Genomic DNA, 25,892 nt, shown 5'->3' with positions numbered 1-25,892 from the left:
TTATCATGAAAGGTATTGTTTTGGCTGGTGGTTCCGGCACTCGTTTATATCCGATCACTAAAGGAGTAAGTAAACAGTTACTTCCAATTTTTGATAAACCGATGATTTATTATCCTATCTCAGTACTTATGTTGGCGGGGATACGTGAAATACTCATCATCTCTACTCCTTATGATTTACCAAGTTTTCAGCGTTTGCTGAGCGATGGTTCTGATTTTGGAGTACGTTTTGAGTACGCCGAACAACCTTCTCCCGACGGTTTGGCACAGGCATTTATCATTGGTGAGAAGTTTATAGGCGGTGATTCTGTATGTCTGGTTCTTGGCGATAATATCTTTTATGGTAGCTTTTTTACTAAGATGTTGAAGGAAGCTGTAGCATCCGCAGAATTACAAAATAAGGCTACGGTTTTTGGCTATTGGGTTGAAGATCCGGAACGCTATGGGGTAGCTGAATTTGATAGGGATGGGAATGTCCTCAGCCTTGAGGAGAAACCTGATACTCCTAAATCTAACTATGCGGTTGTTGGACTTTACTTTTATCCCAATAGGGTTGTTGAGATCGCAAAACAGATCAAGCCTTCTTCCCGTGGAGAACTGGAAATCACCAGCGTAAATCAGCAATTCCTGTTTTCTCAGGATCTGAAAGTTCAGGTATTGGGACGTGGCTTTGCCTGGCTTGATACGGGTACCCATGATTCTTTGTCTGAGGCAAGCACCTTTATAGAAGTAATAGAGAAGCGTCAAGGCCTAAAAATAGCTTGTTTGGAGGGCATTGCTTTCCGTCAGGGCTGGATTGATTCAAAGAAGTTACGTGAACTGGCTTATCCTATGCTGAAGAACCAGTATGGAAAGTATTTATTGAAAGTAATAAAAGAGATAGAAGGGTGAGAGAATCCTTAAAGCATAAAACGGTTAAGGGAGTGGGATGGAGTTTTGCTGATAACATCTCCAGTTCCGGTGTTTCATTTCTGGTCGGATTGGTACTTGCGCGTTTGCTTACTCCTGCAGAATATGGCATTATGGCTATGATTGCCATCTTTATCGCTATTTCGAATTCTATTATTGACAGTGGATTCTCCAATGCGTTAATTCGCAAAACGGATATAAAGCGTATTGATTATAACACAGTCTTTTTTTTTAATCTGGTGGTTGGTGTCATCCTATATGTCCTTCTTTATTTTTGTGCCCCTTCTATCAGTTCTTTTTTTAATGAACCTATATTGATTCCTGTTACAAGAGTTATAGGCCTTGTTCTAATCATTAATTCTTTAGGTATCATTCAACGCACTATTATGGTGCGGGAGATTGATTTTAGAACACAAACCAAAATCTCTTTGATAGCTTCTTTATCCAGTGGTGGAATTGGCATCTTGATGGCTTTCTATGGCTACGGTGTCTGGAGTTTGGTTGGACAACAGGTCTCCCGGCAGTTACTGAATACCGTCTTCCTTTGGCTTTACAGTGCTTGGCGTCCGGTGTGTGAGTTCTCCGCAGATAGTTTTAAATGCCTTTTTGGCTTTGGCTCAAAATTACTGTTGTCGGGTTTACTCGATACGCTTTACAAGAATATCTACTATATCGTTATCGGACGCTTTTACAGTTCCGCCCAGTTGGGTCAATATACACGTGCCGAGCAGTTTAATACAATTTTTTCCAGTAATCTGACTAGCGTGGTACAGCGTGTCAGCTATCCCGTTCTGAGCTCCATCCAGGATGAACCGGAACGTTTGCGTGAAGCTTACCGCCGTGTGATAAAGGTTACCATGCTGATCTCTTTTGCCTGTATGCTTGGTTTGGCGGCCGTGGCTAAGCCGTTGATACTGTTACTAATCGGTGAGAAATGGCTGGTGTCAGTCTCTTATCTTCAGATAATTTGTTTTGCCGGAATGTTATATCCTCTTCATGCCATTAATCTGAATATTTTGCAGGTGAAAGGTCGGTCCGATCTGTTTCTCAAGTTAGAAATCATAAAAAAAATAATAGCGGTCATTCCCATTTTTCTTGGTATCATGTATGGTATAGAATATATGTTGTGGGGTAGTGTCTTAATCTCCTTTATAGCTTATTTTCTGAATAGTTATTATTCCGCCGGCTTAATCCGGTATCCTACAATAGATCAGATCAAGGATGTGTTTCCGACGTTCGCTGTTTCATTATCTGTCGCTTTTGTCATGTGGATTATTTCTTTTCTTGATATTTCAATATATGTCATGCTCCCCTTGCAATGTTTTTCAGGTCTTTTGTTGTCTTTTCTTGTATATGAAAAGTTGAATCTGGAGGAATATCTTGAAATCAAACAGCTCATACTCTCTTGTATTCAAAAAAAGTAATATAATATTAAGATGGATGAAAAACTAATCACGGTTACTTCTCCACTTCTTCCTTCCTTGGATGACTTTATTCCTTATCTTGAGGATATCTGGGATCGTAAATGGCTCACTAATAATGGTCATTATCATCAGAAGTTGGAGCAGGCTTTATGTGAGTATTTAAAGGTACCTTATATTAGTCTTTTTACTAATGGTACACTTCCTTTAATGTGTGCCTTACAAGCATTACGTATAACCGGTGAAGTGATTACGACTCCTTATAGTTTTGTTGCCACTACCCATTCTCTGTGGTGGAACGGGATTAAGCCGGTGTTTGTGGATATTGATCCTGTAACCTGTAATCTGGATCCTGAAAAAATAGAGGCCGCTATTACTCCCAAGACGACTGCTATCATGCCTGTGCATGTTTATGGCAAACCTTGTGACACGGTTCGTATTCAAGAGATTGCGGATAAATATGGTTTGAAGGTCATTTATGACGCTGCCCATGCATTTGGTGTAGAGGTAAACGGCAAGTCAATACTTGAATCCGGTGATATGTCCACTCTGAGTTTTCATGCTACGAAGGTCTATAATACGATTGAAGGTGGAGCTCTGGTCTGCCACGACGAACAGACCAAGAAACGTATTGATTATCTGAAGAATTTTGGCTTTGCCGGTGAAACGACGATCGTTGCCCCTGGTATTAATGGTAAGATGGATGAAGTCCGTTCCGCTTATGGACTATTGAATTTGAAACAAGTTGATTCCGCCATTGAGGCTCGTCATAAAGTTGCCGTTCAATATCGTGATGCTTTGAAAGATATCCCCGGTATCCGTTTCATGGAGGATATGCCTGGTGTCCGTCACAACTACTCTTATTTTCCTATTTTTATAAATGCTGAGGAATATGGTCTGACTCGTGATGAACTTTACTTCAAGTTGAAAGAGAATGACGTACTCGGCAGAAGGTATTTTTATCCGTTAATAAGTGAATTTTCCACTTATCGTGGACTGGAATCCGCACATCCGGATAATTTGCCCATTGCGAATAGGATAGCAAACAGTGTGATTTGTTTACCCATGCATCACAGTTTGACTTTTAGTGGACTTGATAGAATAACATCAGTAATTTTTGAAGGCAATAGGTCTTAAATTTATAAACTTGTATATATGAAAAATGAAATCTGTATAGGAATGGCTGGTGCAGGGCGTGCCACAGAGTTACATATAAATGCTTTAAAAAGGTTTACGGGTATTCCACTCCGATTTAAAATGATTGTGGCCCGACGCAAAGAGCAGTTGGAAGTTGCAAAAGCTATATATGGATTTGAAGAAACCTCCTATGATTTTGAGGACTTGTTGACTGATCCAGATATCGATGTGATAGATATTTGTACCCCGCCATATGTACATGAAGAAATGATTGAAAGAGCCATGTTGGCCGGGAAACATGTTATTTGTGAAAAACCTTTGACAGGCTATTTCGGCATGTCAGGAGATGAATATCCTATTGGGATCAATGTTTCTAAAAAAGTAATGTATTTACAACTTCTTGAGTCTATAAGAAGATTACGCCAGATTATTCGTAAATCAGGAAAGAAGTTTATGTATGCGGAAAATTTTGTATATGCACCAGCCGTATTAAAAGCTGCGGAGATTATTACAGCAAAGAAAAGTCGTATTTTATATGCAAAAGGTGAAGAAAGTCTTAAAGGTTCTAGTTCTCCAGTTGCGGGTGAATGGGATAAAACGGGCGGAGGTACTTTCATAAGGACAGGTTCACATCCTTTATCAGCTATTTTATGGTTAAAACAACAAGAAGCTAAAGCACATGGTATTGACATAAAGGTAAAAAGTGTCATAGCTGATATGGGACGTATTACCCCCAATTTATCTGATTACGAACATAGGCATATTGCGGCTAATCCTGTCGATGTTGAAGATTGTGGTACTGTAATTTTAAATTTTACTGATGATTCGCGGGCTGTCATTATAGCTACTGATACTTTGTTGGGAGGAAGTAAAAATTATGTAGAGTTATATTGTAATGACGCTGCCATAAATTGTACATTGACTATGTCAGATTTAATGAGTACTTATTTTCTAGATGAAGATAATTTAGATAATGTGTATATATCAGAGATGTTACCGTCCAAAATCGGTTGGAATAAGCCTTTTCTTGAAGATGAAATAATCAGAGGTTATACAGATGAAATGCGTGACTTTATGGAAGCTATTTTTTATGATAGAGATCCTAAGGCTGGATTCGATCTGGCATATGATACCATTAGAATAATTTATGCAGCATATATGTCAGCAGAAATGGGGTGTAAAGTAGAATTAGACACTATATAATTAATCATACAGAAGAATGTTATGGATTTCTTAAAAAAATTACCTACGCCTCAGGAGGTGATGTTGAAATATCCTTTAAATAAAGAATATTCAAAACGCAAAATTTTACGTGATAAAGAAATAAGGGATATTTTCGAAGGCAAATCGGATAAATTTATTTTGGTAATTGGTCCGTGTTCTGCCGATAGAGAAAATGTTGTACTTGATTATGCGAAGCGTTTGGCCAAACTTCAAGAAGAGGTTAAGGATACGATATTGATTATTCCTAGGATTTATACCAGTAAACCTAGAACAATAGGAGATGGTTATAAGGGTTTGTTGCATCAACCTTTTTTAGATCGCGAGGAGGATATTGTTGAAGGTTTATTAGCTGTTCGCAGGCTTCATAAAAAAGTTATAGAAGAAACCGGATTATTTGGTGCGGATGAAATGTTGTATCCGGAAGTTATCCGTTATGTATCAGACTTATTGTCCTATGTCGTGGTTGGGGCAAGATCTGTAGAAAATCAACAACATAGGTTGACTGCCAGTGGCTTAAATGTTCCAGTAGGAATGAAAAATCCTGTAAGTGGTGATATCTCTGTAATGTTGAATTCTATTGTAACAGCCCAACATCCTCACCATTTTATATATAATGGCTGGGAGGTTATTTCACATGGGAATGTATGTACACATGCTGTTTTACGTGGCTTTTTAGATGTGAATGGAAAGGCTAATACAAATTATCATTATGATGATTTAATTCGTATTTATGATTTGTACCAACAAAGAAACCTAGAAAATATTGCTTTTATAATAGACTGTAACCATAGTAATTCAAATAAGGATTTTTTAGAGCAAATAAATGTTGCTAAAGATGTTTTACTTTCTATGAAACGTGACTCCAGATTATTGTCTTCGGTAAAAGGCTTGATGATTGAAAGTTATATTGAAGATGGATGCCAACCGGTTGGAGGAAATGTGTATGGACAGTCTATTACAGATCCATGTCTGGGTTGGGAAAAAACAGAAACTTTAGTTTTAGAGTTATTCAATGAATTGAAACAGTTTACGAAATGAAAAAGGTACTTATTTTAAATACAAGCCATAATGACTTAAGGTTGATTTTGGCATTAAAAGAAATGGGCTTTTATGTAGTGTCAATTGGCAATCGTCCAGGTTTAGTTGGTGAAAAGTATGTAAATCAATATATCCAGATGGATTACTCTTGTAAGGAGGAAGTATTAGCTCTCTCTCGGAAATTAAACATAGATGCCATTTGTGCTTGTTGTAATGATATAGGGGTGATTACAGCTGCTTATGTTGCGGAAGAAATGGGACTTCCCGGTCATGATAGTTATGAAAACACTTTAATCATGCATCATAAAGATCGTTTTAAGAAATTTGCTAGAGAATACGGTATAACAACCCCTCAATCAGAATATTTCTTTGAGGAAGAGGATGCGGTGAAGTGGCTTGATAAGGCTGAATATCCGATTATAGTGAAACCTACAGATTTAAGTGCAGGTAGAGGAGTAGCGAAAGCCGATTGCTATGAAGAAGCTAAAAGTGCAATAAGAAATGCTTTCGAACACTCGAGAATTAAACATATTGTTATTGAACCTTATATTGATGGTTCACAACACGCATGTTGTACTTTCATTCTTAATAAGAAGGTTGTAGCCTATTGTACGAATAATGAATATTCTTTTGTGAATCCTTATCGTGTGGAAATAGATACTTATCCGGCTGATAATTTTGATTGTGTCAGAGATCATTTAATAAATGAAGCGGAAAAGATGGTTAATATTTTGGGGTTAAAAGATGGAATACTATCAATGCAATATAGAATTAAAGATGGTAAACCATATATCATTGAGGCTATGAGGCGCATCCTTGGTAACCTGTATATGATTCCTGCTGAGAAATTGACAGGAATAAATTGGGACTATTGGGAGGCAAGAACACATTGTGGTCTTGATTGTAGTCATTTCCCTGTAGATATCCAGCAACATGGGTTTTGGGCCTATAGAACTATCATGGGAACTCAAAATGGTGTGGTGAAAAGCTTGGTCGTGCCTGATGATTTGAGAAAGTATATATTTGATGAATGTATCCTTTGGAGATCTGGAGATTATATTAAGGATTATATGTCGGAACCATTGGCTTTCTTATTTTTTAAGTTTGATTCAAAGGAGGAGATGAATCATGTAATGCTTGATCAATATAATCGAATATATGCAGAATATTGATACTCCCCCTTTAGTAAGCATTTTCTGTATAACTTATAACCATTCATCTTACATCCGGCAATGTTTAGATGGCTTTTTAATACAGAAAACGAATTTTCCTTTTGAGGTTTTAATTCATGATGACGCCTCTACTGATGATACAGCCGGAATAATTAAAGAATACGAGGCTAAATATCCTGATATAATTAAGCCCATTTATCAGGTTGAAAATCAGTATTCCAAAGGATTGGATATAAACATTGTATACAATCTGCCTCGGGCAAGGGGGAAATATATAGCAATGTGTGAAGGAGATGATTATTGGATAGATCCGTTAAAGTTGCAAAAACAGGTAGATTTCTTAGAAAGTCATACGGACTATTCTATGTGTTTCCATAGTGTTTGGAAATTAGAGAATGGAAATACAAGTCGTTTTGTTAATATAGCTAAATCAGAAATATCTGCATGGGATATTATAAATAATTGGCTTGTACCTACTTGTAGCGTTCTTTATAGGAAAATAAGTTTAGATTGGGTGCTTTGTAATAAAATAGGTGGCTTTTGTGGTGATTTTAATATATTTATAAATTTGTCACAACACGGTCGTATTCATTATATCAGTGATATGATGGGAGTTTATAGAATACATAGTCAAGGTGTTACTATGACCCATCTAAATTCCATAAAGAGTCAAAAGGCTATGCTTAATCAAATTAATAGAATGTCATTTTATTATCCTAAAATAAGAAAAGATTTAATTTATCAATATGTATCTGCATCTGTGAGTTATGCCTCGTGTGCTATAAAAAGAGGTAACTTTACGCTTTTTATTTATTTCCTTTATAAAGCATTTACTAAAGATTTGATTAAAACAAACATTAATATATTTTCTCGAACAAAACAGAAATTTGTGAAAAAATAAATTTCTAATTATTATGAGTTTTAGATTGTTTGTTCTCTTTTGTGGAATTATAGGGATTTATCTATTACTTTTTTCATTGCATAAAAGTAATAGAGTACCTATATTTTTTACCTTAGTCCTTTTGGTTTCCTTTACATTATGGTATACATTACCTATACTCTTAAGCAATTGTGATTATTGGTATTTTTTTGAATCAATGGTAGGGATAGAAATTGAAGAGTATAATTTGTTTGCAATAGGTGAAGTTTATTTTTATTTATTAATTTTGTTATTGTTTAGATTTTCTTTAAAGTGGAAATTGAAATCAATTTTAACGTTTGAAGAGGCTTCAAACGTTAAAGTACAAGAGAATATCTTGATTATATATTCATTGTCATTATTTCTATATAATTTGTTTTTTCGATCAAACTATCTAGAAAATAATGATATTGATACGGTGGAAAATGGTACTTTTTTTCTCTTATCGTTCTTTTCAACTTATATATCTTCATATTTTTATGTTAATATATTTTGTGGTAGTCATAATAAGAAGAATCGCTTTTTTCTTTTCTTTATCATATTATCTACTTTATACTCATCATTTATTGGTGGTGCGAGAATATATTTAGTGATTTTCATATGGCTTTATATTATAAAAAAATGGCATTATATACAACGTGGGAGATATTTATCTTTTTTTTCGCCTTTGGTTATTCTTTTACTATGTGCTTCGCTTCTTTTGCCATTTTTATCAGCTAAGAGATCAGGTTCCCAATTGGACTCGTCTGATATGAAATCAATTGCAGAATTGACATTATATCATTTGAATCTCAAATTGAATAGTATAGCATATAGTACAACTCTTATTACGAGAGATGGTGAAGGATTTGCTGGGTATGAGCCTTATGTTGGAAGCCTTTTTAAATATATGCCTCGGGCTATTTGGAATGCGAAGCCAACTCCAACTAGTTATAATGGTACTGTTGCTGGTACACCATCTCGAAGAATACCTGAATTGTTGAACTTGGGAAATTCTGAGTACGCAAATGTCGGTACCTCTGCCTTTTTAGTTTCCTTGTGGCAGGGGTGGATGTTTGTTATTATTTCGATATTCATTAACTTTTTATATTTGAGAATCATTTTAACTTTTCTTGTCCACCCTTCTTACTGGTTAAAAGCTATTGGCTTTAATTTATTATTTTTTCCTCAATTAATTCTAACTCCAAGTTTTGGCGATAATTTGATGCAGAAAATGTTAGAAATATTAATATTGCTAATTTTTCTCTATTTGTTAAAAATTATATGTGTAAAAATAAATGCAAATGAAAATTGTAACTTTTCAAGGAGGATTAGGTAATCAACTTTTTCAATATGTGTTTTATCTTTGGTTAGATATGCGTTGTGATAAAGATAATATTTATGGTTATTACCCTAAAAAGGGATTAAGAGCCCACAATGGACTTGAAATAGAGAAGGTCTTTGAGGTAAAGCTACCAAATTCATCTTTGAGTACAGATTTAATTGTAAAATCTATTAAGCTAATAAATAAGATTTTTAAAAACAGACAATATATATCAACAGATGGGCGTCTGGATGTCAATGGTGTATTATTTGAGGGGTTTTGGCAGGATAAATGTTTTTGGGAGGATGTTGATATTGTATTGAATTTTAGATGGCCATTGAAATTAGATGTTACAAATTCTTTTATAATGACTAAGATTCAGGCAAATAATTCTATTAGTATACATATAAGACGCGGTGATTATCTTCTTCCAAAATATAGAAATATATACGGCGATATTTGTAATGAGGAATATTATCAGAAAGCTATAGAGTATATATTGAAATGTGTTGATGAGCCATTCTTTTTTGTGTTTTCAGATGATATAGATTGGGCAAAAAGTATAATAAATGTGCCTAATGTAACTTTTGTGAATAATAACAAGGGAAAAGATAGTTATATAGATATGTTTTTGATGAGCCTATGTCATCATAATATAATTGCTAATAGTACTTTTAGTTGGTGGGCTGCTCAACTAAATAAACATTCTGATAAAATAATGATTGCTCCGATTAGATGGTTTAAGTCTTTGTTTAAAGATCCTAACATATTTACAGAGAGTTGGATTCGAATTTGATAATTTTATGTTGTTATAATGGATATTAGTAAAATTAAAGTAAGTGTTATTATTCCGTGTTATAATGCTGCAGAGTATTTGTCAGAGGCATTAGACTCCATAATTGTTCAAACGCATAGGAATATAGAAATAATATGTGTGGATGATGGTTCGATAGATAATACTTCGGTGCTGTTATCAAATTATGCTACTCAATATAATAATGTGAGGGTCGTCACAAATGAATGTAATTTGAAGCTTATAAAAACTCTTAATAAAGCTATTGATTTGGCGACTGGAGATTATATTGCTAGAATGGATGCTGATGATGTTGCTTTACCTAATCGTATTGAACATCAACTCAAATTTATTCTAGAAAAAGATTTGGATATCTGTGGGAGTCAAGTTTATTTGATGAATTCTAAAGGTAGGATAAAAGGAATACATTCTATAGGGTTAACCAATTCTACAATATTAAGTTTGTATACAATTTTCGGTTCTTTTTTAGTGCATCCGTCAGTGATGGGAAAAGCCAGCGTTTTCAAGAATAATAAATATAAAGATGATAAAACTGCATTAGTAGTCGAAGATTATGAATTATGGTGTAGGCTTATAAGAAATAGGTATAAGTTGGGTGTAATACCAATCCCCTTATTAAAATATCGACTAACTAGAAATGGCGAAAGTCGAATTAAAAGAGATTTGATGTTATATAACCATTTGTTCATATCACAGCAACAACAATTGTTTTTCTTTGGATTTACAATGAATGAGGAAGTAAATAGATTATTTATAGGTGATTATTCGGTATTAACTACATGTGGAATGAATATATTTTCTCTTATAAAAGAGAATCTTAAAGCAATAACAACTAAGGTTGCTGAAATAGTGACAAAGAATGAAATAGCTAAGCAAGAATTTAATAATATGATAAGAATGAAACAGTTGACAATTTTTTGGATAATCTTTTGTAAAGGTGATATAAAGCTAAAAATATTATCTATTGTATTCTTACTAGCTAATTGTTCGTTTTTATTAAGTCCTTATTTTATGCGGTTGATGATATTGAAAAATAGATATATTTTTTGTTCTTAATTAGGATGCTAATGTATAAAGTTTCTATTGTAATTCCTGTATATAATGTTGAATTATATATAAAGGAAACATTGCTGTCAGCATTAGATCAGACATTCAAATCTATAGAATATATAATAGTTGATGATTGCGGACAGGATAATAGTATGAATATTATTAGAGAAATTCTAAAAGATCATCCACGCAAGAAAGATGTATATATTTATACTCATTTAAAGAATAAGGGCCTTTCTGTTGCAAGAAATACTGGTTTGCAAAAAGCTAGGGGAGAGTATGTCTTTTTTATGGATTCGGATGATGAGATAACGCAAGATTGTATTGAAAAACATTATGATAGAATTGTTAACGTAGATGCTGATTTTACGATTGCAAATATAAAATTAGTTGGTGTAGATGCTTCTGTACATATCCCTACTCTACAAATGGGAGAAAAGAGAGGTCAAGAAATTTTGAGATCTTTTTTAATGCGTGAGTGGAATGTTAGTGCATGTAATAAATTATACAAGAGAATTTTTTTAGAATTGAGTGATGTTAAGTTTACTCCAAATCTGTTACATGAAGATATTATTTGGTCATATCGTTTATCTAAAATAGCTTCAAGGGTTGTAGCTATTTCTGATAGTACGTACATCTACAAAATTCGAGAGAATTCGATTACTAGATCATTAAACTCTAATTCTAAAATAGAATCTTTATTTTATATTTTAAATATTATTTCTAAGGATTATAATGATGTCTTTGCTGCTACTAATATTGTAAAAGAATATTTTGGATATTTGACAATCCTAAGATTTAACATTGCATTAATGTTATTGAATTCTCCTGTCTCATTACTTAGAAGGTGTGAGTTTTATAGAGCTTTGAATACTGACTATTTAAGATCTTTGGAGAAAAAAAGTGTTTTTGCTTTTTTATTAAGATTTCCTTTTGGACTTTTTTTTCTTTTATTAAAGATACCATATTTTATATATAAGAATAAACAATTATGTCGCTTTTTAAAGATAAAGTTCTTTTAATTACTGGTGGAACAGGTTCTTTCGGTAATGCCGTATTGAAAAGATTTTTGGATTCCGATATCAAAGAGATACGTATCTTTTCCCGTGATGAAAAGAAGCAAGACGATATGCGCCATCACCTTCAAAATAAGAAGGTGAAATTCTACATTGGTGATGTGCGTGATAAACGTTCTGTGGATGGAGTGATGAATGGGGTGGACTATATTTTCCATGCCGCTGCACTGAAACAGGTTCCCTCTTGTGAGTTTTTCCCTGTTCAAGCTGTCCGGACAAACGTATTAGGTACTGAGAATGTGCTTGATTCAGCCATTGAGCATGGAGTCAAGAATGTAGTTGTGCTCTCGACGGATAAGGCTTGTTATCCTATCAATGCCATGGGGATCAGTAAGGCCATGATGGAAAAGGTCGCTATTGCTAAAGGACGTCAAATGGGAGAGGGTGGTCAAACTACTATCTGCTGTACCCGTTATGGCAATGTGATGGCAAGCCGCGGATCAGTGATCCCTTTGTGGGTGGAGCAAATGAAGGCCGGTAAGGATATCACAATAACCGATCCGAACATGACCCGTTTTATGATGACACTGGATGATGCGGTTGATCTGGTGATTTATGCTTTTCAGCACGGGCATAATGGCGACTTGTTTGTCCAAAAAGCACCTGCAGCTACTCTTGATACGCTAGCCCGTTCTTTAAAGGAACTTTACAAAAAGGATACCCCCGTACGTGTTATCGGTACACGCCATGGTGAGAAACTTTATGAATCATTAGTGACTCGTGAGGAAATGGCCAAGGCGGAAGATATGGGTAATTATTATCGGATACCTTGTGATGCCCGTGATCTTAATTATGATAAATATTTTGTGGAAGGCCAAGAGAAGGTCTCTAAATTCGAGGACTACCATTCACATAATACCCATCGTTTGGATGTGGACGGTATGAAACAGTTGTTATTGAAACTTGATATGATAAAGGAGGATGTATGCTTAAAGTAATGACGATTGTCGGAACTCGTCCTGAGATCATAAAGTTGAGCCGTGTGATGGCTGAGTTGGACAAATACACTGAACATATTATGGTCCATACCGGTCAGAATTTCGATTATGAACTGAATGAAATCTTTTTTCAGGAACTTCGCATCCGTAAGCCGGACTATTTTCTGGATGCTGCCGGAAAGAATGCTGCAGAGACGATAGCCAATGTAATCCGTAAATCGGATGAATTGATGGATCAAGTGAAACCGGATGCTTTATTGTTGTATGGTGATACTAATAGCTGTATTTCCGTGATTTCCGCAAAACGGCGTAAGATTCCTATTTTTCATATGGAGGCTGGTAACCGCTGTTTTGACCAGCGTGTTCCTGAAGAGATCAATCGTAAGATTGTGGATCATTTGAGTGATATCAATATGCCTCTTTCAGAGCATGCACGTAAATACTTGCTGGCTGAAGGGTTACGTCCGGAGACCGTGATCAAAACCGGATCGCCAATGACAGAGGTTTTGATCTATCATAAGGCGGAAATAGAAGAGAATGATGTTTTAGAAAAAGAGGGGTTGAAAAAAGGTGATTACTTTATTGTAAGTACGCATCGTGAGGAAAATGTGGATTCCGAGAAGAACTTTTCCGATCTGCTTTCTTCTCTGAACGCCATTGTGGACAGGTATCATAAAAAGGTGATTGTTTCCACTCATCCCCGTACCCGCAAAAAGTTGGAATCTATAGGCTTTATTAATTCCAATCCGATGATTGAGTTTATGAAACCTTTTGGCTTCATGGAGTATATCAAACTTCAACAGAATGCTTTTTGTGTTATTTCTGACAGTGGTACGATCACGGAGGAATCTTCTATTCTTCATTTTCCGGCTATAACTATCCGTCAGGCACACGAGCGACCTGAAGGTATGGATGCAGGGACGCTGATCATGACCGGATTGAATAGTGACCGTATTCTGGAGTCTATCGAAATTGTAACTTCCCAGTATGCAGAAGGTGCAGACGTAATTCACTCTATTCCTGATTATGCTTCGGATAATGTATCTAAAAAAGTAGTCCGTATCATTCTTTCCTATACAGATTATATCAACCGTACGGTTTGGCATAAAGAAATCTAGTTCCTGTTTTTCATTTTTTATGGTTAAAAAGAAGATTCTGTTGTTCGGCGCCACAGGTATGGCCGGGCATATGGCTTATTATTATCTGCAATGTACGGGGAAATACGATCTTGTGAATGTAGTTTATCGTACCCAATTGACTGATGATAGTATCGTTGTGGATGTGACGGATGGGGATGCTGTCAGTCGGCTCGTTCGTGAAGTCCGTCCCGATTTTATCCTGAATTGTATTGGCGTATTGATAAGAGGTTCCAGAGAACATCCGGACAATGCTATTCTGATAAATGCATGGTTCCCCCATTTGCTCAAGAAACTATCGGATGAAGTGGGAGCAAAGTTGATTCATATCAGTACGGATTGTGTTTTCTCCGGTAAAAAAGGTAACTATTCAGAAACTGATTTCCGGGATGCTGACGATGTTTATGGTCGTAGCAAAGCACTCGGTGAGATAATCAATGACAAAGATCTGACAATCCGTACTTCTATCATAGGTCCTGAATTGAAGGAGAATGGCGAAGGCTTGTTTCATTGGTTTATGCATCAGCATGGTTGTGTGAATGGTTTCCAGACTGCTATTTGGGGAGGTGTGACCACTCTGGAATTGGCGAAAGCCATTGATGTGTCCATCGATCAGGGAGTAACCGGTTTGATACAACTGAGTAATGGCCTTGGTATAAGTAAATATGATTTGTTACATCTGTTTTCCCGTATATGGCACAAACAAGATGTTGAGATCCTGCCATTTGATGGAAATGGAATAGACAAGTCGATCGCAAAGTCCGCAAGATTTAGTTATGTTGTACCCGGATATGAAGAGATGCTTCGGGAACAATATGATTGGATGCAGGAAAATGAATCATTGTATTCATTTTATTAAATACTTTCATAATGAAGAGAATTTGGATTGCTTCTGAGTATTATTATCCGATTGTTACTTCTACAGGGTATTATATGACAGAAATAGCTGAGTATTTGGCGAAGAGTGGAATGGAGGTCCATGTGATCTGTACGGATGCCAGATATAATGAAACAGACGAATATAAATCACTTAAATTAGAGAAACATAATGGTGTCATCATTCATCGTGTATTAAGTGGGAATATCGATAAAAACAATTTTGCAAAGCGAACATTCCGGTTATTGAACTCGAGTATCCGACTTTGGTTTAAGATTTTGAAAAATGTGAAGCGAGGCGATAAATTGCTCGTCGTTACTAATCCCGCTTTTCTTTTGTTATTTGTTCCTTGGATAAAACGGATTAAAAAGATTCAGTATTACCTGCTTGTTCATGATATTTTTCCGGAAAATTTGGTTGCTATCGGTAAGATGAACTCTTCTTCCCGGCTGTATCATAGCTTGAAATTTTTCTTTGATCGAGCGTATTCTCAAGCAGATGTTTGTATTTCTATTGGTCGGGATATGGCCCGGGTGATTCGTTCTAAGGTCCATAAAGACATGAAAATAGCCTTAATATCTAATTGGGCGGATAATAAGGAGGTTTTTCCTTTAGACAAAAAGGAGACATGTATGTATGCCGAATTAGCTTGTCGGGATAAGTTTATTTTTCAATTTGCCGGTAATTTGGGGCATGCCCAAGGATTAGATAATATATTGAGCGCCATTTCCTTAGTTGAAAATCCCAATCTTCATTTTGTATTCATTGGTGGAGGAGCCAAGTATGAAACAATCAAGAAATTTGCCTCTGTTAGGAATAACGTAACATTGTCAGGATTTCAACCCCGTTCTATGCAGAATGATTTTTTAAACGCTTGTGATGTGTCTATTGTAACTTTGAGTGACGGTATGTATGGTCTTGGGGTACCTTCAAAATCTTACAATATTATGGCAGCCGGAAAACCTATCTTAATGGTGGGAGAAGCGGATTCGGAAATTGCTTTGTGTATCAAAGAATTTAACCTGGGTTGGATTGTAGAACCAAATAACCCATCTGCATTGAAAGATATGTTTGAGTCGGTTTATGAATCTCGTGACCAATTATCCTCTTTCCGGAGTAATGCCAGATGTGTGGCTGATACAGTGTTTGCAAAGGAAATTATATTAGATAAATATTATCAGTTATTTGATTAAAGATTAATGAAACTCTTATTTACCGGTGCCTCCGGATTTTTGGGAAGAAACATCTATCAGCTTTTGGAAAAGACGTATGTAATCAAAACGGTTGGACTTACTCCCCAAGATGATTATAAGATAGATATAGCTCGGAATATTCCTGTCTTTACAGAGGTATTTGATATTGTGCTGCATGCTGCAGGTAAAGCGCATTCTACTCCTAAAACAGAAGAGGAGAAACAGGCCTTTTTTGATGTAAATTTACAAGGTACTAAGAATTTGTGTACCGCTTTGGAACAAAGTGGTATTCCTAAAGCTTTCATTTTTATTAGTACCGTTGCTGTTTATGGTTGTGATTCGGGTGAGAATATCACGGAAGAGCATCCTTTAAATGGAACGACTCCTTATGCTTTGAGTAAGATTAAGGCTGAGAAATACCTGGAAGGATGGTGTGCTATGTATAATGTAAAGTTAAGTATACTCCGTCCTTCATTGATTGCCGGACCTAATCCTCCGGGAAATTTAGGAGCGATGATTCATGGGATTAAAACTAATAAGTATCTGAGTATTGCAGGAGGAAAAGCAAGAAAGAGTGTTCTGATGGTTCAGGATATTGCAAATCTTCTTCCTATGTTAATAGAAAAGGGTGGAATATATAATGTTTGTGACAGTTACCAGCCGAGTTTTCGTGAGTTGGAGATGGTGATATGTAAGCAATTGAATAAAAAAACACCAATATCTATTCCTTATTGGTTGGCTAAAAGTATGGCTGTAATGGGCGACTGTCTGGGAGCAAAAGCTCCGATTAATTCTTTGAAACTTCGCAAAATCACAAGCTCTTTGACCTTTAGTAATGAAAAGGCAGTACGAGAACTTGGATGGAAACCTATGAATGTTTTAGAGAATTTTCGAATAGAATAGAATAGGATAGAAGAAAGTGTGGTGAATATTCTTCTTTCGATAATAGGGCTTTTGATGGGATTGGCAGCTTTAGTCTTTTTAGGGCTTCAGTTTTGGTTTCATTTAATAGACAAGAATGAATAATTTATGTATTATTTGATGATTTTAGTTCTGCTATTCTTAGTAGAACTTCTTTATTTTCGTATCGCTGATAAATGTAACATTATCGATAAACCTAACGAGCGTAGTTCGCACACCCGGATCACGCTGCGGGGTGGGGGAATTATCTTTTATTTGGGGGCGTTGGTTTATTTTCTGACAAACCATTTTGAATATCCCTGGTTCATATTGGCCTTGACCTTGATTACTTTTATCAGTTTTGTGGATGATATCCGTTCTACCTCGCAAGGATTGCGTTTAGTCTTTCATTTTACGGCAATGGCTTTAATGTTCTATCAATGGGGATTGTTCAGTTTGCCTTGGTGGACGGTCTTTGTTGCCCTGATTGTTTGTACGGGAATTATTAATGCTTATAACTTTATGGACGGGATTAATGGCATAACAGGAGGTTATTCTTTAATTGTATTACTTGCTTTAGCCTTTGTCAATATGCAAATGGTTCGTTTTGTGGAAGGGGATCTTATATACACTATGCTTTGTGCGGTGTTGGTATTTAATTTTTTCAATTTTCGCAAGAAAGCAAAATGCTTTGCCGGAGATGTCGGATCGGTCAGTATTGCTTTCGTTGTTCTTTTTTTGGTAGGCAAACTAATAATTCGAACAGAGAATTTCAGTTGGATCGTTTTGCTTGCGGTGTATGGAGTAGACAGTGTACTGACTATTATTCATCGGCTTATGTTACATGAAAATATTGGTTTGCCGCATCGCAAGCATCTATACCAGTTGATGGCAAATGAATTGAAAATTCCACATGTGGTGGTCTCATTGATTTATATGATGTCACAAGCTGTAATTATAGTTGGCTATCTGTTAATTCCCGGCAATGGTTATTGCTATTTGATGGGAGCAATCATCGTATTAAGTGTAGTGTATGTCTTGTTTATGAAGAAATATTTCCACCTGCATCAGATGACAGAATGATGCTTCGGTGGCAAGTCTGATGAAAAAAGCCTCCCGGTCATCCTTTTTTAAAGGTGACCGGGAGTTTTTTTATAAGCATTCATTCCCTGTCAACCAAAAAATCTTATTAACTTTGCGGGTCACTTTTGAAAACATAAAAAACTTAATGATATGAATATCTCTTATAATTGGCTGAAAGAGTATGTCAATTTCGATCTGACGCCCGATGAAGTGGCGGCTGCACTGACTTCTATCGGACTGGAAACAGGTGGAGTGGAAGAAGTTCAAACGATTAAAGGCGGACTGGAAGGCCTCGTGATTGGCGAAGTGCTGACTTGCGTTGAACATCCGAATTCAGACCATTTACACATCACAACCGTAAATTTGGGTAACGGCGAACCTACTCAGATTGTGTGCGGAGCACCTAATGTCGCTGCCGGACAAAAAGTAGTTGTTGCCACTCTGGGCACGAAGCTTTATGATGGTGACGAATGTTTTACGATCAAGAAGTCGAAGATTCGTGGTGTAGAGTCTATTGGTATGATTTGTGCTGAGGACGAAATTGGTATCGGAACATCACATGACGGCATCATTGTATTGCCGGAAGACGCAGTGCCGGGAACACTTGCCAAAGATTATTATAATGTAAAGAGCGACTATGTACTTGAAGTAGATATTACTCCGAACCGTGCGGATGCTTGTTCACACTATGGAGTGGCGCGTGACTTGTATGCTTATCTGATACAGAATGGTAAACAAGCTGTATTAACCAAGCCGTCTGTCGATGCTTTTGCTGTCGAAAATCATGATCTGGATATCAAGGTAACTGTGGAAAACAGTGAAGCATGCCCTCGTTATGCAGGCGTTACCGTGAAGGGCGTTACAGTAAAAGAGAGCCCGGAATGGTTGCAGAATAAGTTGCGTATCATCGGATTGCGGCCTATTAATAATGTAGTGGATATTACTAACTACATTGTTCATGCTTTCGGACAGCCGCTTCACTGCTTTGATGCAGACAAAATAAAAGGTGGCGAAGTGATTGTGAAAACAATGCCGGAGGGTACACCGTTTGTTACACTGGACGGAGTAGAACGTAAGCTGAATGAACGTGACCTGATGATTTGCAACAAAGAAGACGCCATGTGTATTGCAGGTGTTTTCGGAGGTCTTGATTCCGGTTCTACAGAGGCCACAACGGATGTGTTTATCGAAAGTGCTTATTTTCATCCGACATGGGTACGTAAGACTGCCCGTCGCCATGGTCTGAATACAGATGCTTCTTTCCGTTTCGAAAGAGGTATCGATTCGAATATCACTATCTACTGTCTGAAACTGGCAGCCATGATGGTGAAAGAACTCGCCGGAGGTACCATTTCTTCGGAGATTAAAGATATCTGTGCTGCTCCTGCACAGGATTTTATTGTCGAGTTGACTTACGAAAAGGTACACAGCCTGATTGGTAAAGTGATTCCGGTAGAGACGATTAAGAGCATTGTTGCCAGTCTTGAAATGAAAATCATGAACGAGACAGCCGAAGGACTGACATTGGCAGTACCTCCTTATCGGGTAGATGTACAGCGTGATTGTGATGTAATCGAAGATATCCTGCGTATCTACGGATACAATAATGTGGAAATTCCATCGACTTTGAAGTCGAGTCTGACTACTAAAGGGGATTGTGACAAGTCGAATAAGTTACAGAATCTGGTAGCCGAACAACTGGTTGGTTGCGGTTTCAACGAAATACTGAATAACTCTTTGACTCGGGCAGCCTATTACGATGGTATGGAAACTTATGCTGCCAAGAATCTGGTGATGCTGTTGAATCCTTTGAGTGCAGACTTGAATTGCATGCGTCAGACATTGTTGTTCGGTGGCTTGGAAAGCATTGCTCACAATGCAAACCGTAAGAATGCCGACTTGAAATTCTTTGAATTCGGTAATTGTTACCATTTTGATGCAGAAAAGAAGAATCCGGAAAAGGTATTGGCTCCTTATTCAGAAGACTACCATTTGGGCTTGTGGGTAACCGGTAAGATGGTATCAAACTCTTGGGCACATGCAGATGAAAACAGTTCTGTGTATGAACTGAAAGCTTACGTAGAGAATATTCTCAAACGTTTGGGACTGGAATTGCATACACTGGTGGTGGGTAACCTGAGTGACGATATTTATTCTACAGCCTTGACTGTGAACACCAAAGGTGGCAAGAGACTGGCTACGTTCGGTGTAATTACCAGGAAACTGCTGAAAGCTTTTGATATCGATAATGAAGTTTATTATGCAGACCTGAACTGGAAAGAGTTGATGAAAGCCATCCGTTCAGTGAAAGTAAGCTATAAAGAGATCTCTAAGTTCCCGGCCGTAAAACGTGACTTGGCTCTGTTGCTGGACAAGAAAGTACAGTTTGCCGAGATCGAGAAGATAGCTTATGAAACGGAGAAAAAGCTTCTGAAAGAAGTTTCTTTATTCGATGTTTATGAAGGCAAGAATCTTGAAGCCGGTAAGAAATCGTATGCTGTCAGCTTCCTGCTTCAGGACGAGAGTCAGACTCTGAACGATAAAATGATTGATAAAATCATGTCGAAACTGGTGAAGAACCTTGAAGATAAACTGGGAGCAAAGCTCAGATAATACGGAACATAAAAATAACAATTAAATAATTAATAAAACTCACGCTCGCTTTTTCTATCGCGATAGAGGAAGCGGGGTGAGGCAAATATTTTAAACCAATGGGAAGAGCGTTCGAATATAGAAAAGCTACCAAGCTGAAAAGATGGGGCAACATGGCCCGTACATTTACGAGAATCGGTAAACAAATTGCTATCGCTGTAAAAGCCGGTGGTCCCGATCCTGAAAACAACCCGCATCTGCGTGCAGTAGTTGCCACTGCCAAACGTGAGAACATGCCGAAGGATAACGTGGAACGCGCTATCAAGAATGCAATGGGCAAGGACCAGAAGGACTACAAAGAGATGAATTATGAAGGTTACGGTCCGTTTGGTATTGCAGTATTTGTAGAAACTGCTACAGACAATACGACCCGTACTGTGGCTAACGTTCGCAGTGTCTTCAATAAGTTTGGCGGAACATTGGGTACTTCGGGTAGCCTTGATTTTATGTTCAGCTGGAAGTCAATGTTCACTATCACAAAGAAAGAAGGTGTGGACATGGATGATCTGATTCTGGAACTGATTGATTACGGAGTAGAAGAAGAATATGATGAAGATGGTGATGAAATCACACTTTACGGTGATCCGAAGTCATTTGCCCAGATTCAGAAATATCTTGAAGAGAATGGTTTCGAAGTGAAGGGTGCTGAGTTTACCCGTATTCCGAATGATGAAAAGGATCTGACTCCGGAACAACGTGCCACGATCGATAAGATGGTAGAGCGTCTGGAAGAGGATGAAGATGTACAGAATGTGTACACAAACATGAAACCTGCTGAGGACGAAGGCGAAGAATAATGAAATACGTTTATAAAACCAAGGGCACTTGCAGCACGAACATTGAACTGGATGTTGAGAATGGCATCGTGAAGGAAATTGCTTTTTGGGGTGGATGTAATGGCAACCTGCAGGGCATTTCACGTTTGGTGACGGGAATGCCTGTGTCAGAGGTGATCACGAGACTTGAAGGGATCCGTTGCGGGACTCGTTCTACTTCATGTCCCGACCAACTATGCCGTGCTTTGCACGAGATGGGTTTTTAAAAAACAAAGTCTGTATTTGGGGTAAACAGAGCCTCTGTCAACTACGAACGTAGCTTCTGTTTGCACCATTTAAAGGCTCTATTTAAAAATAAGGGAGGCGATGAACTGTCAGTTCATCGCCTCCCTTATTTTTAAATAGAATACAGCTTCTTATTTATACATCTCGGGAGTAACTGTTACCTGCATCAGCTCTTCTTGCGTTTTACCTGACAGATAAATATATTTAATCGTCACATCTGATTCTCTGTACACTTTCATCTCTTCAGTGTTCTTTATAGTTTCCGGGAGCGTTTCTTCAAGTGATTTCTTTAATTGTTCCGACATGGTAGGATCGTCAGCCTGTCCGCTCAGGGTATAGAAATAGGTAAATGTATTGTCTTTGCCCGAATAAGTGGTACTGTCCATTCTTGTCATTTCATCTACAGTGATAGGGCACTGTTTGTTTACTTGTTCAGAAGCCAGTTCGAAAACCTTTTGTTTAGCTTGTTGGCAAGAAGCCAGCGTGAAAAGAACAGCGCAAGCTCCGAGAATGATTTTTTTCATTTGCTTAATCTTTTTAATGTGTGAATATGGAACAAAGATAGTTGTTAAAAGTGAACCGAACAAGGTTCTTGCTTGTTATTAATAGCTATCTTTGTAGATACATTCTGTAAATTAGAGGAAAAACAAGAGACATGACATCCTTATGAAAAATATTTTTAAAGATTTGAGAAGTAAAGACCACAAACGCTATCTGGGAGGTTTGGACGTCTTCAGATATATTGGTCCCGGTTTATTGGTTACTGTAGGTTTTATTGATCCGGGCAACTGGGCTTCTAATTTTGCAGCAGGTTCAGAATTTGGTTACTCACTGTTGTGGGTGGTCACGCTGTCCACCATCATGCTGATCGTATTGCAGCATAATGTTGCCCACTTGGGGATTGTGACCGGACTTTGCCTTTCGGAGGCTGCCACACAGTATACTCCTAAGTGGGTATCACGCCCTATTCTGGGTACAGCCGTACTCGCTTCCATCTCCACATCGCTGGCCGAAATACTGGGAGGGGCTATCGCTCTGGAGATGCTGCTTGATATTCCCATTATCTGGGGAGCGGTGCTGACAACTGTTTTTGTATCCATTATGCTTTTTACAAATTCATATAAGAAAATCGAACGCTCTATTATCGCTTTTGTATCGGTGATCGGGCTGTCGTTCATTTATGAACTTTTTCTGGTAGACATTGACTGGCCTATGGCAATCGAAGGTTGGGTGACACCGTCTATACCCAAAGGAAGTATGCTTATCATTATGAGTGTATTGGGAGCGGTGGTGATGCCTCATAATCTTTTCCTCCATTCGGAGGTGATTCAAAGCCACGAATATAACAAGCAAGATGATGCATCTATAAAAAAGGTATTAAAGTATGAACTGTTTGATACCCTCTTTTCCATGATTGTGGGATGGGCCATCAACAGTGCTATGATTCTGTTGGCAGCCGCTACTTTCTTTAAAAGCGGTATCCAGGTGGAAGAATTGCAACAGGCAAAGTCATTGCTTGAACCCTTGCTTGGTAGCAATGCAGCCATTGTTTTTGCTCTGGCATTACTTATGGCAGGTATCTCGTCTACAATCACCAGCGGGATGGCAGCCGGATCTATTTTTGCCGGTATCTTTGGTGAATCTTATCACATCAAGGACAGCCACTCTCAGGTAGGAGTCATTTTATCGTTGGGCATTGCGTTGCTGTTGATCTTCTTTATTGGTGATCCGTTTAAGGGGTTGATCATTTCCCAGATGGTGCTGAGTATCCAGCTTCCGTTTACCGTTTTCTTACAGGTAGGTCTGACCTCTTCGCGTAAGGTGATGGGAGATTATGTAAACAGCAGATGGAGCACGTTTGTGCTTTATGCCATTGCTGCGATAGTGACTGTATTGAATATCATGTTGTTGTTCTCATAAAATATAGACGATGAAAATTATAACTTATAACGTGAACGGACTTCGTGCCGCGGTGAATAAAGGGTTGCCCGAATGGTTGGCAGAAGAGAATCCCGATGTGCTTTGTTTGCAGGAAACCAAATTGCAACCCGACCAATATCCGGCAGAGGCATTCGAGGCGCTTGGATATAAAGCATATCTTTACTCTGCACAGAAGAAAGGGTATAGCGGAGTGGCCATATTGACCAAAATCGAGCCCGACCACATCGAATATGGGATGGGTATCGAAGAGTATGATAACGAAGGGCGTTTTATCCGTGCGGATTTTGGCGACTTGTCGGTGGTGAGTGTTTATCATCCTTCGGGTACGAGCGGAGATGAACGTCAGGCTTTTAAGATGGTTTGGCTTGAAGCGTTCCAAAAGTATGTGACCGAACTGCGAAAATCCCGTCCGAATCTGATTCTTTGCGGGGATTATAATATTTGTCATGAACCCATCGATATTCATGACCCTGTACGTAATGCCACCAACAGTGGTTTCTTGCCTGAAGAACGGGAATGGATGACTCGCTTCCTGTCCGCAGGGTTTATCGACTCCTTCCGCACGCTTTATCCCGAAAAGCAAGAGTACACCTGGTGGAGTTATCGTTTCAACTCACGCGCTAAGAACAAGGGGTGGAGAATTGATTATTGTATGGTAAGCGAACCGGTGCGCTCTTTATTGAAAGAGGCCGTTATCTTGAACAATGCCGTTCATTCCGACCATTGTCCGATGGCATTGGAAGTCGGCTGAATTATTCGAGAATGGTGATACTCAGTTTGCGTCTGTCTCCTCCGTCACGGAACTCACACAGGTAAATGCCCTGCCAGGTTCCGAGGTTGAGCCGGTGGTTTCGGATGGGAATGGTGACCGATGTTCCTATTAATGACGCCTTAATGTGTGCGCTCATATCGTCCGGTCCTTCTTCGGTATGGATGAAGTAAGGTGCCCCATCGGGTACCAGTTTGTTGAAAAACGTATTAAAATCATGGCGCACGTCCGGATCTGCATTCTCGTTGATGGTGATGCCTGCCGAGGTGTGTTTGATGAACACGACCAACAGTCCGTTTTCCGGTAATTCAGGGATAAGGGAGAGGACGTCATGAGTGATCAGATGAAAGCCGCGCGGATAGTGCGGCAGTCGTATGTCGAAAGTTGTTGCCATAAAAATCATTGGTTAGTTGCCGGCAAAGATACTTTTTTAATAAATTTGCAAGAAATTAAAAAGATATAAAATGACACTGGAAGATAGAATAAACCGGGCCTCTGAGCTTTTTAAGAGCGGTTATAATTGTTCGCAGTCTGTAGTAGCTGCTTTTGCCGATATGTATGGATTTACTGAAGAACAGGCACTGCGTATGGCTGCTTCGTTCGGTGGAGGTATCGGACGCATGCGCGAAACGTGCGGAGCGGCTTGTGGCATGTTTCTGCTTGCCGGATTGGAGAAGGGAGCTGTCGACGGAGCCGATCGTGAAGGGAAGGCTGCCAATTATGCTTTGGTGCAAGAGCTTGCAGCCGAATTCAAGAAACGAAATGGTTCGTTGAATTGTGGCGAACTGCTTGGTTTAAAGAAGAAAGCGCCGGTTTCATCCGAACCGGAGGCCCGGACAGAACAGTACTATGCCAAAAGACCTTGTTCGAAAATGGTAGAAGAAGCAGCCAGAATATGGGCTGAATATCTCGAAAAACAGAAAAAATAGCTGTTAAATTGATGTTTTCATTACAAAGAAGAGAAAAAACTTACTAATAATCTGTTATATAACATAATTATAACTATCTTTGCAGCCGAAATAAAATCTGATTTGTTCAGGTTTTAACTCATGTCTAACTAAAATTTCTAAAGCAAATGTTGAAAGAAAAAGCAGGTGAAATTGCAGGTAAAATCTGGAATGCACTGAATGGAACAGAAGGACTGACTGCCAAGCAGATTAAGAAAGCGACTAAGTTGGTAGATAAAGATTTGTTCCTTGGCCTCGGATGGCTGTTGAGAGAAGACAAGATCTCTACTCAGGAAATCGAAGGTGAAATCTTCGTTACATTGAACTAAGGAG

Annotated in this window: 26 protein-coding genes; 24 read left to right on the top strand and 2 right to left on the bottom strand. The window is 38.0% G+C overall.

From position 1 onward, the window contains the following. Positions 1–5 precede the first annotated feature (5 nt). The 20 genes from rfbA to R3O62_RS16585 all read left to right on the top strand — a co-directional run bounded on the left by rfbA (position 6) and on the right by R3O62_RS16585 (position 21,883). Positions 6–890: a glucose-1-phosphate thymidylyltransferase RfbA gene (rfbA, locus tag R3O62_RS16680; RefSeq protein WP_005821582.1), complete on the top strand. Its 885-nt coding sequence runs from the start codon at positions 6–8 to the stop codon at positions 888–890. Beyond that, positions 887–2,332, top strand: a complete 1,446-nt coding sequence (locus R3O62_RS16675; RefSeq protein WP_188521195.1) for a lipopolysaccharide biosynthesis protein — start codon at positions 887–889, stop codon at positions 2,330–2,332. The genes rfbA and R3O62_RS16675 overlap by 4 nt, the downstream gene beginning before the upstream one ends. A gap of 12 nt (positions 2,333–2,344) precedes the next feature. After that, entirely contained in the window at positions 2,345–3,466 is a 1,122-nt protein-coding gene (locus R3O62_RS16670) for a DegT/DnrJ/EryC1/StrS family aminotransferase (protein WP_005815508.1), read from the top strand. An 18-nt stretch (positions 3,467–3,484) separates the two neighbouring features. Next, entirely contained in the window at positions 3,485–4,669 is a 1,185-nt protein-coding gene (locus tag R3O62_RS16665; RefSeq protein WP_005788128.1) for a Gfo/Idh/MocA family protein, read from the top strand. Positions 4,670–4,690: 21 nt separating this feature from the next. Continuing rightward, a complete protein-coding gene (locus R3O62_RS16660) occupies positions 4,691–5,728 on the top strand; it encodes a 3-deoxy-7-phosphoheptulonate synthase (RefSeq protein WP_005788126.1) in 1,038 nt (345 codons plus the stop codon). Then, positions 5,725–6,900 (top strand): ATP-grasp domain-containing protein, encoded by a 1,176-nt coding sequence (locus R3O62_RS16655; RefSeq protein WP_005808190.1) that lies wholly within the window; start codon positions 5,725–5,727, stop codon positions 6,898–6,900. The genes R3O62_RS16660 and R3O62_RS16655 overlap by 4 nt, the downstream gene beginning before the upstream one ends. Then, on the top strand, positions 6,887–7,801 hold the full coding sequence (locus R3O62_RS16650) for a glycosyltransferase family 2 protein (RefSeq protein ID WP_234211168.1): 915 nt from the start codon (positions 6,887–6,889) through the stop codon (positions 7,799–7,801). The genes R3O62_RS16655 and R3O62_RS16650 overlap by 14 nt, the downstream gene beginning before the upstream one ends. A gap of 196 nt (positions 7,802–7,997) precedes the next feature. Beyond that, the gene (locus R3O62_RS16645) at positions 7,998–9,137 is read left to right on the top strand and encodes a hypothetical protein (protein WP_234211170.1); all 1,140 of its coding nucleotides are present in this window, start codon (positions 7,998–8,000) and stop codon (positions 9,135–9,137) included. Further along, positions 9,103–9,918 carry an alpha-1,2-fucosyltransferase gene (locus R3O62_RS16640; RefSeq protein WP_005778161.1) on the top strand — a complete coding sequence of 272 codons (816 nt, stop codon included), beginning with the start codon at positions 9,103–9,105 and terminating at the stop codon, positions 9,916–9,918. The genes R3O62_RS16645 and R3O62_RS16640 overlap by 35 nt, the downstream gene beginning before the upstream one ends. A gap of 18 nt (positions 9,919–9,936) precedes the next feature. Beyond that, complete coding sequence (locus tag R3O62_RS16635; protein ID WP_220576254.1) at positions 9,937–10,992, top strand: glycosyltransferase family 2 protein; 1,056 nt, start codon at positions 9,937–9,939, stop codon at positions 10,990–10,992. Positions 10,993–11,003: 11 nt separating this feature from the next. Further along, complete coding sequence (locus R3O62_RS16630; protein WP_005778132.1) at positions 11,004–12,008, top strand: glycosyltransferase family 2 protein; 1,005 nt, start codon at positions 11,004–11,006, stop codon at positions 12,006–12,008. After that, positions 11,978–13,000: a polysaccharide biosynthesis protein gene (locus R3O62_RS16625; protein ID WP_005778130.1), complete on the top strand. Its 1,023-nt coding sequence runs from the start codon at positions 11,978–11,980 to the stop codon at positions 12,998–13,000. Before R3O62_RS16630 ends, R3O62_RS16625 begins: the two co-directional genes overlap by 31 nt. Further along, entirely contained in the window at positions 12,988–14,118 is a 1,131-nt protein-coding gene (wecB, locus tag R3O62_RS16620; RefSeq protein WP_234191728.1) for a non-hydrolyzing UDP-N-acetylglucosamine 2-epimerase, read from the top strand. Before R3O62_RS16625 ends, wecB begins: the two co-directional genes overlap by 13 nt. A 19-nt stretch (positions 14,119–14,137) precedes the next feature. After that, positions 14,138–14,995, top strand: coding sequence for a dTDP-4-dehydrorhamnose reductase family protein (locus R3O62_RS16615; RefSeq protein WP_234059723.1), 858 nt, complete (start codon positions 14,138–14,140; stop codon positions 14,993–14,995). Positions 14,996–15,006: 11 nt separating this feature from the next. Further along, positions 15,007–16,206, top strand: a complete 1,200-nt coding sequence (locus R3O62_RS16610) for a glycosyltransferase family 4 protein (protein ID WP_032540021.1) — start codon at positions 15,007–15,009, stop codon at positions 16,204–16,206. Between the two features lie 6 nt (positions 16,207–16,212). Then, entirely contained in the window at positions 16,213–17,109 is an 897-nt protein-coding gene (locus R3O62_RS16605) for an NAD-dependent epimerase/dehydratase family protein (protein ID WP_220575651.1), read from the top strand. A gap of 126 nt (positions 17,110–17,235) precedes the next feature. Beyond that, positions 17,236–18,189, top strand: a complete 954-nt coding sequence (locus R3O62_RS16600; RefSeq protein ID WP_005806487.1) for an MraY family glycosyltransferase — start codon at positions 17,236–17,238, stop codon at positions 18,187–18,189. A 150-nt stretch (positions 18,190–18,339) separates the two neighbouring features. After that, positions 18,340–20,802: a phenylalanine--tRNA ligase subunit beta gene (pheT, locus tag R3O62_RS16595; RefSeq protein WP_122296106.1), complete on the top strand. Its 2,463-nt coding sequence runs from the start codon at positions 18,340–18,342 to the stop codon at positions 20,800–20,802. 98 nt (positions 20,803–20,900) lie between these two features. Beyond that, complete coding sequence (locus tag R3O62_RS16590; RefSeq protein ID WP_005778114.1) at positions 20,901–21,638, top strand: YebC/PmpR family DNA-binding transcriptional regulator; 738 nt, start codon at positions 20,901–20,903, stop codon at positions 21,636–21,638. Beyond that, complete coding sequence (locus R3O62_RS16585; RefSeq protein WP_223126460.1) at positions 21,638–21,883, top strand: TIGR03905 family TSCPD domain-containing protein; 246 nt, start codon at positions 21,638–21,640, stop codon at positions 21,881–21,883. Before R3O62_RS16590 ends, R3O62_RS16585 begins: the two co-directional genes overlap by 1 nt. A gap of 150 nt (positions 21,884–22,033) precedes the next feature. Here R3O62_RS16585 and R3O62_RS16580 read toward each other — a convergent pair whose 3' ends face one another. Then, entirely contained in the window at positions 22,034–22,426 is a 393-nt protein-coding gene (locus R3O62_RS16580) for a hypothetical protein (RefSeq protein ID WP_005778111.1), read from the bottom strand. 142 nt (positions 22,427–22,568) lie between these two features. On the opposite strand from R3O62_RS16580, the gene R3O62_RS16575 reads away from it, so the two are divergent. Continuing rightward, positions 22,569–23,822: an Nramp family divalent metal transporter gene (locus R3O62_RS16575; RefSeq protein ID WP_005806476.1), complete on the top strand. Its 1,254-nt coding sequence runs from the start codon at positions 22,569–22,571 to the stop codon at positions 23,820–23,822. A 10-nt stretch (positions 23,823–23,832) separates the two neighbouring features. Then, complete coding sequence (locus tag R3O62_RS16570; RefSeq protein WP_005778108.1) at positions 23,833–24,594, top strand: exodeoxyribonuclease III; 762 nt, start codon at positions 23,833–23,835, stop codon at positions 24,592–24,594. Position 24,595: 1 nt separating this feature from the next. Here the strand turns inward: R3O62_RS16570 and R3O62_RS16565 are convergent, their stop codons facing one another. Continuing rightward, positions 24,596–25,006 (bottom strand): secondary thiamine-phosphate synthase enzyme YjbQ, encoded by a 411-nt coding sequence (locus R3O62_RS16565; protein ID WP_005806473.1) that lies wholly within the window; start codon positions 25,004–25,006, stop codon positions 24,596–24,598. Between the two features lie 70 nt (positions 25,007–25,076). Between R3O62_RS16565 and R3O62_RS16560 the strand changes: the two genes are divergently transcribed. Both R3O62_RS16560 and R3O62_RS16555 read left to right on the top strand, forming a co-directional pair. Then, positions 25,077–25,541, top strand: a complete 465-nt coding sequence (locus R3O62_RS16560) for a C-GCAxxG-C-C family protein (RefSeq protein WP_005806471.1) — start codon at positions 25,077–25,079, stop codon at positions 25,539–25,541. A 146-nt stretch (positions 25,542–25,687) separates the two neighbouring features. Beyond that, positions 25,688–25,888 carry a winged helix-turn-helix domain-containing protein gene (locus tag R3O62_RS16555; RefSeq protein ID WP_005778103.1) on the top strand — a complete coding sequence of 67 codons (201 nt, stop codon included), beginning with the start codon at positions 25,688–25,690 and terminating at the stop codon, positions 25,886–25,888. The last annotated feature ends 4 nt before the right edge of the window (positions 25,889–25,892 follow it).

Origin of the sequence: Bacteroides hominis (assembly GCF_033042785.2) — a bacterium.
GTDB classification, from domain to species: domain Bacteria; phylum Bacteroidota; class Bacteroidia; order Bacteroidales; family Bacteroidaceae; genus Bacteroides; species Bacteroides hominis.
This window is presented reverse-complemented; position numbering and strand designations above follow the sequence as displayed.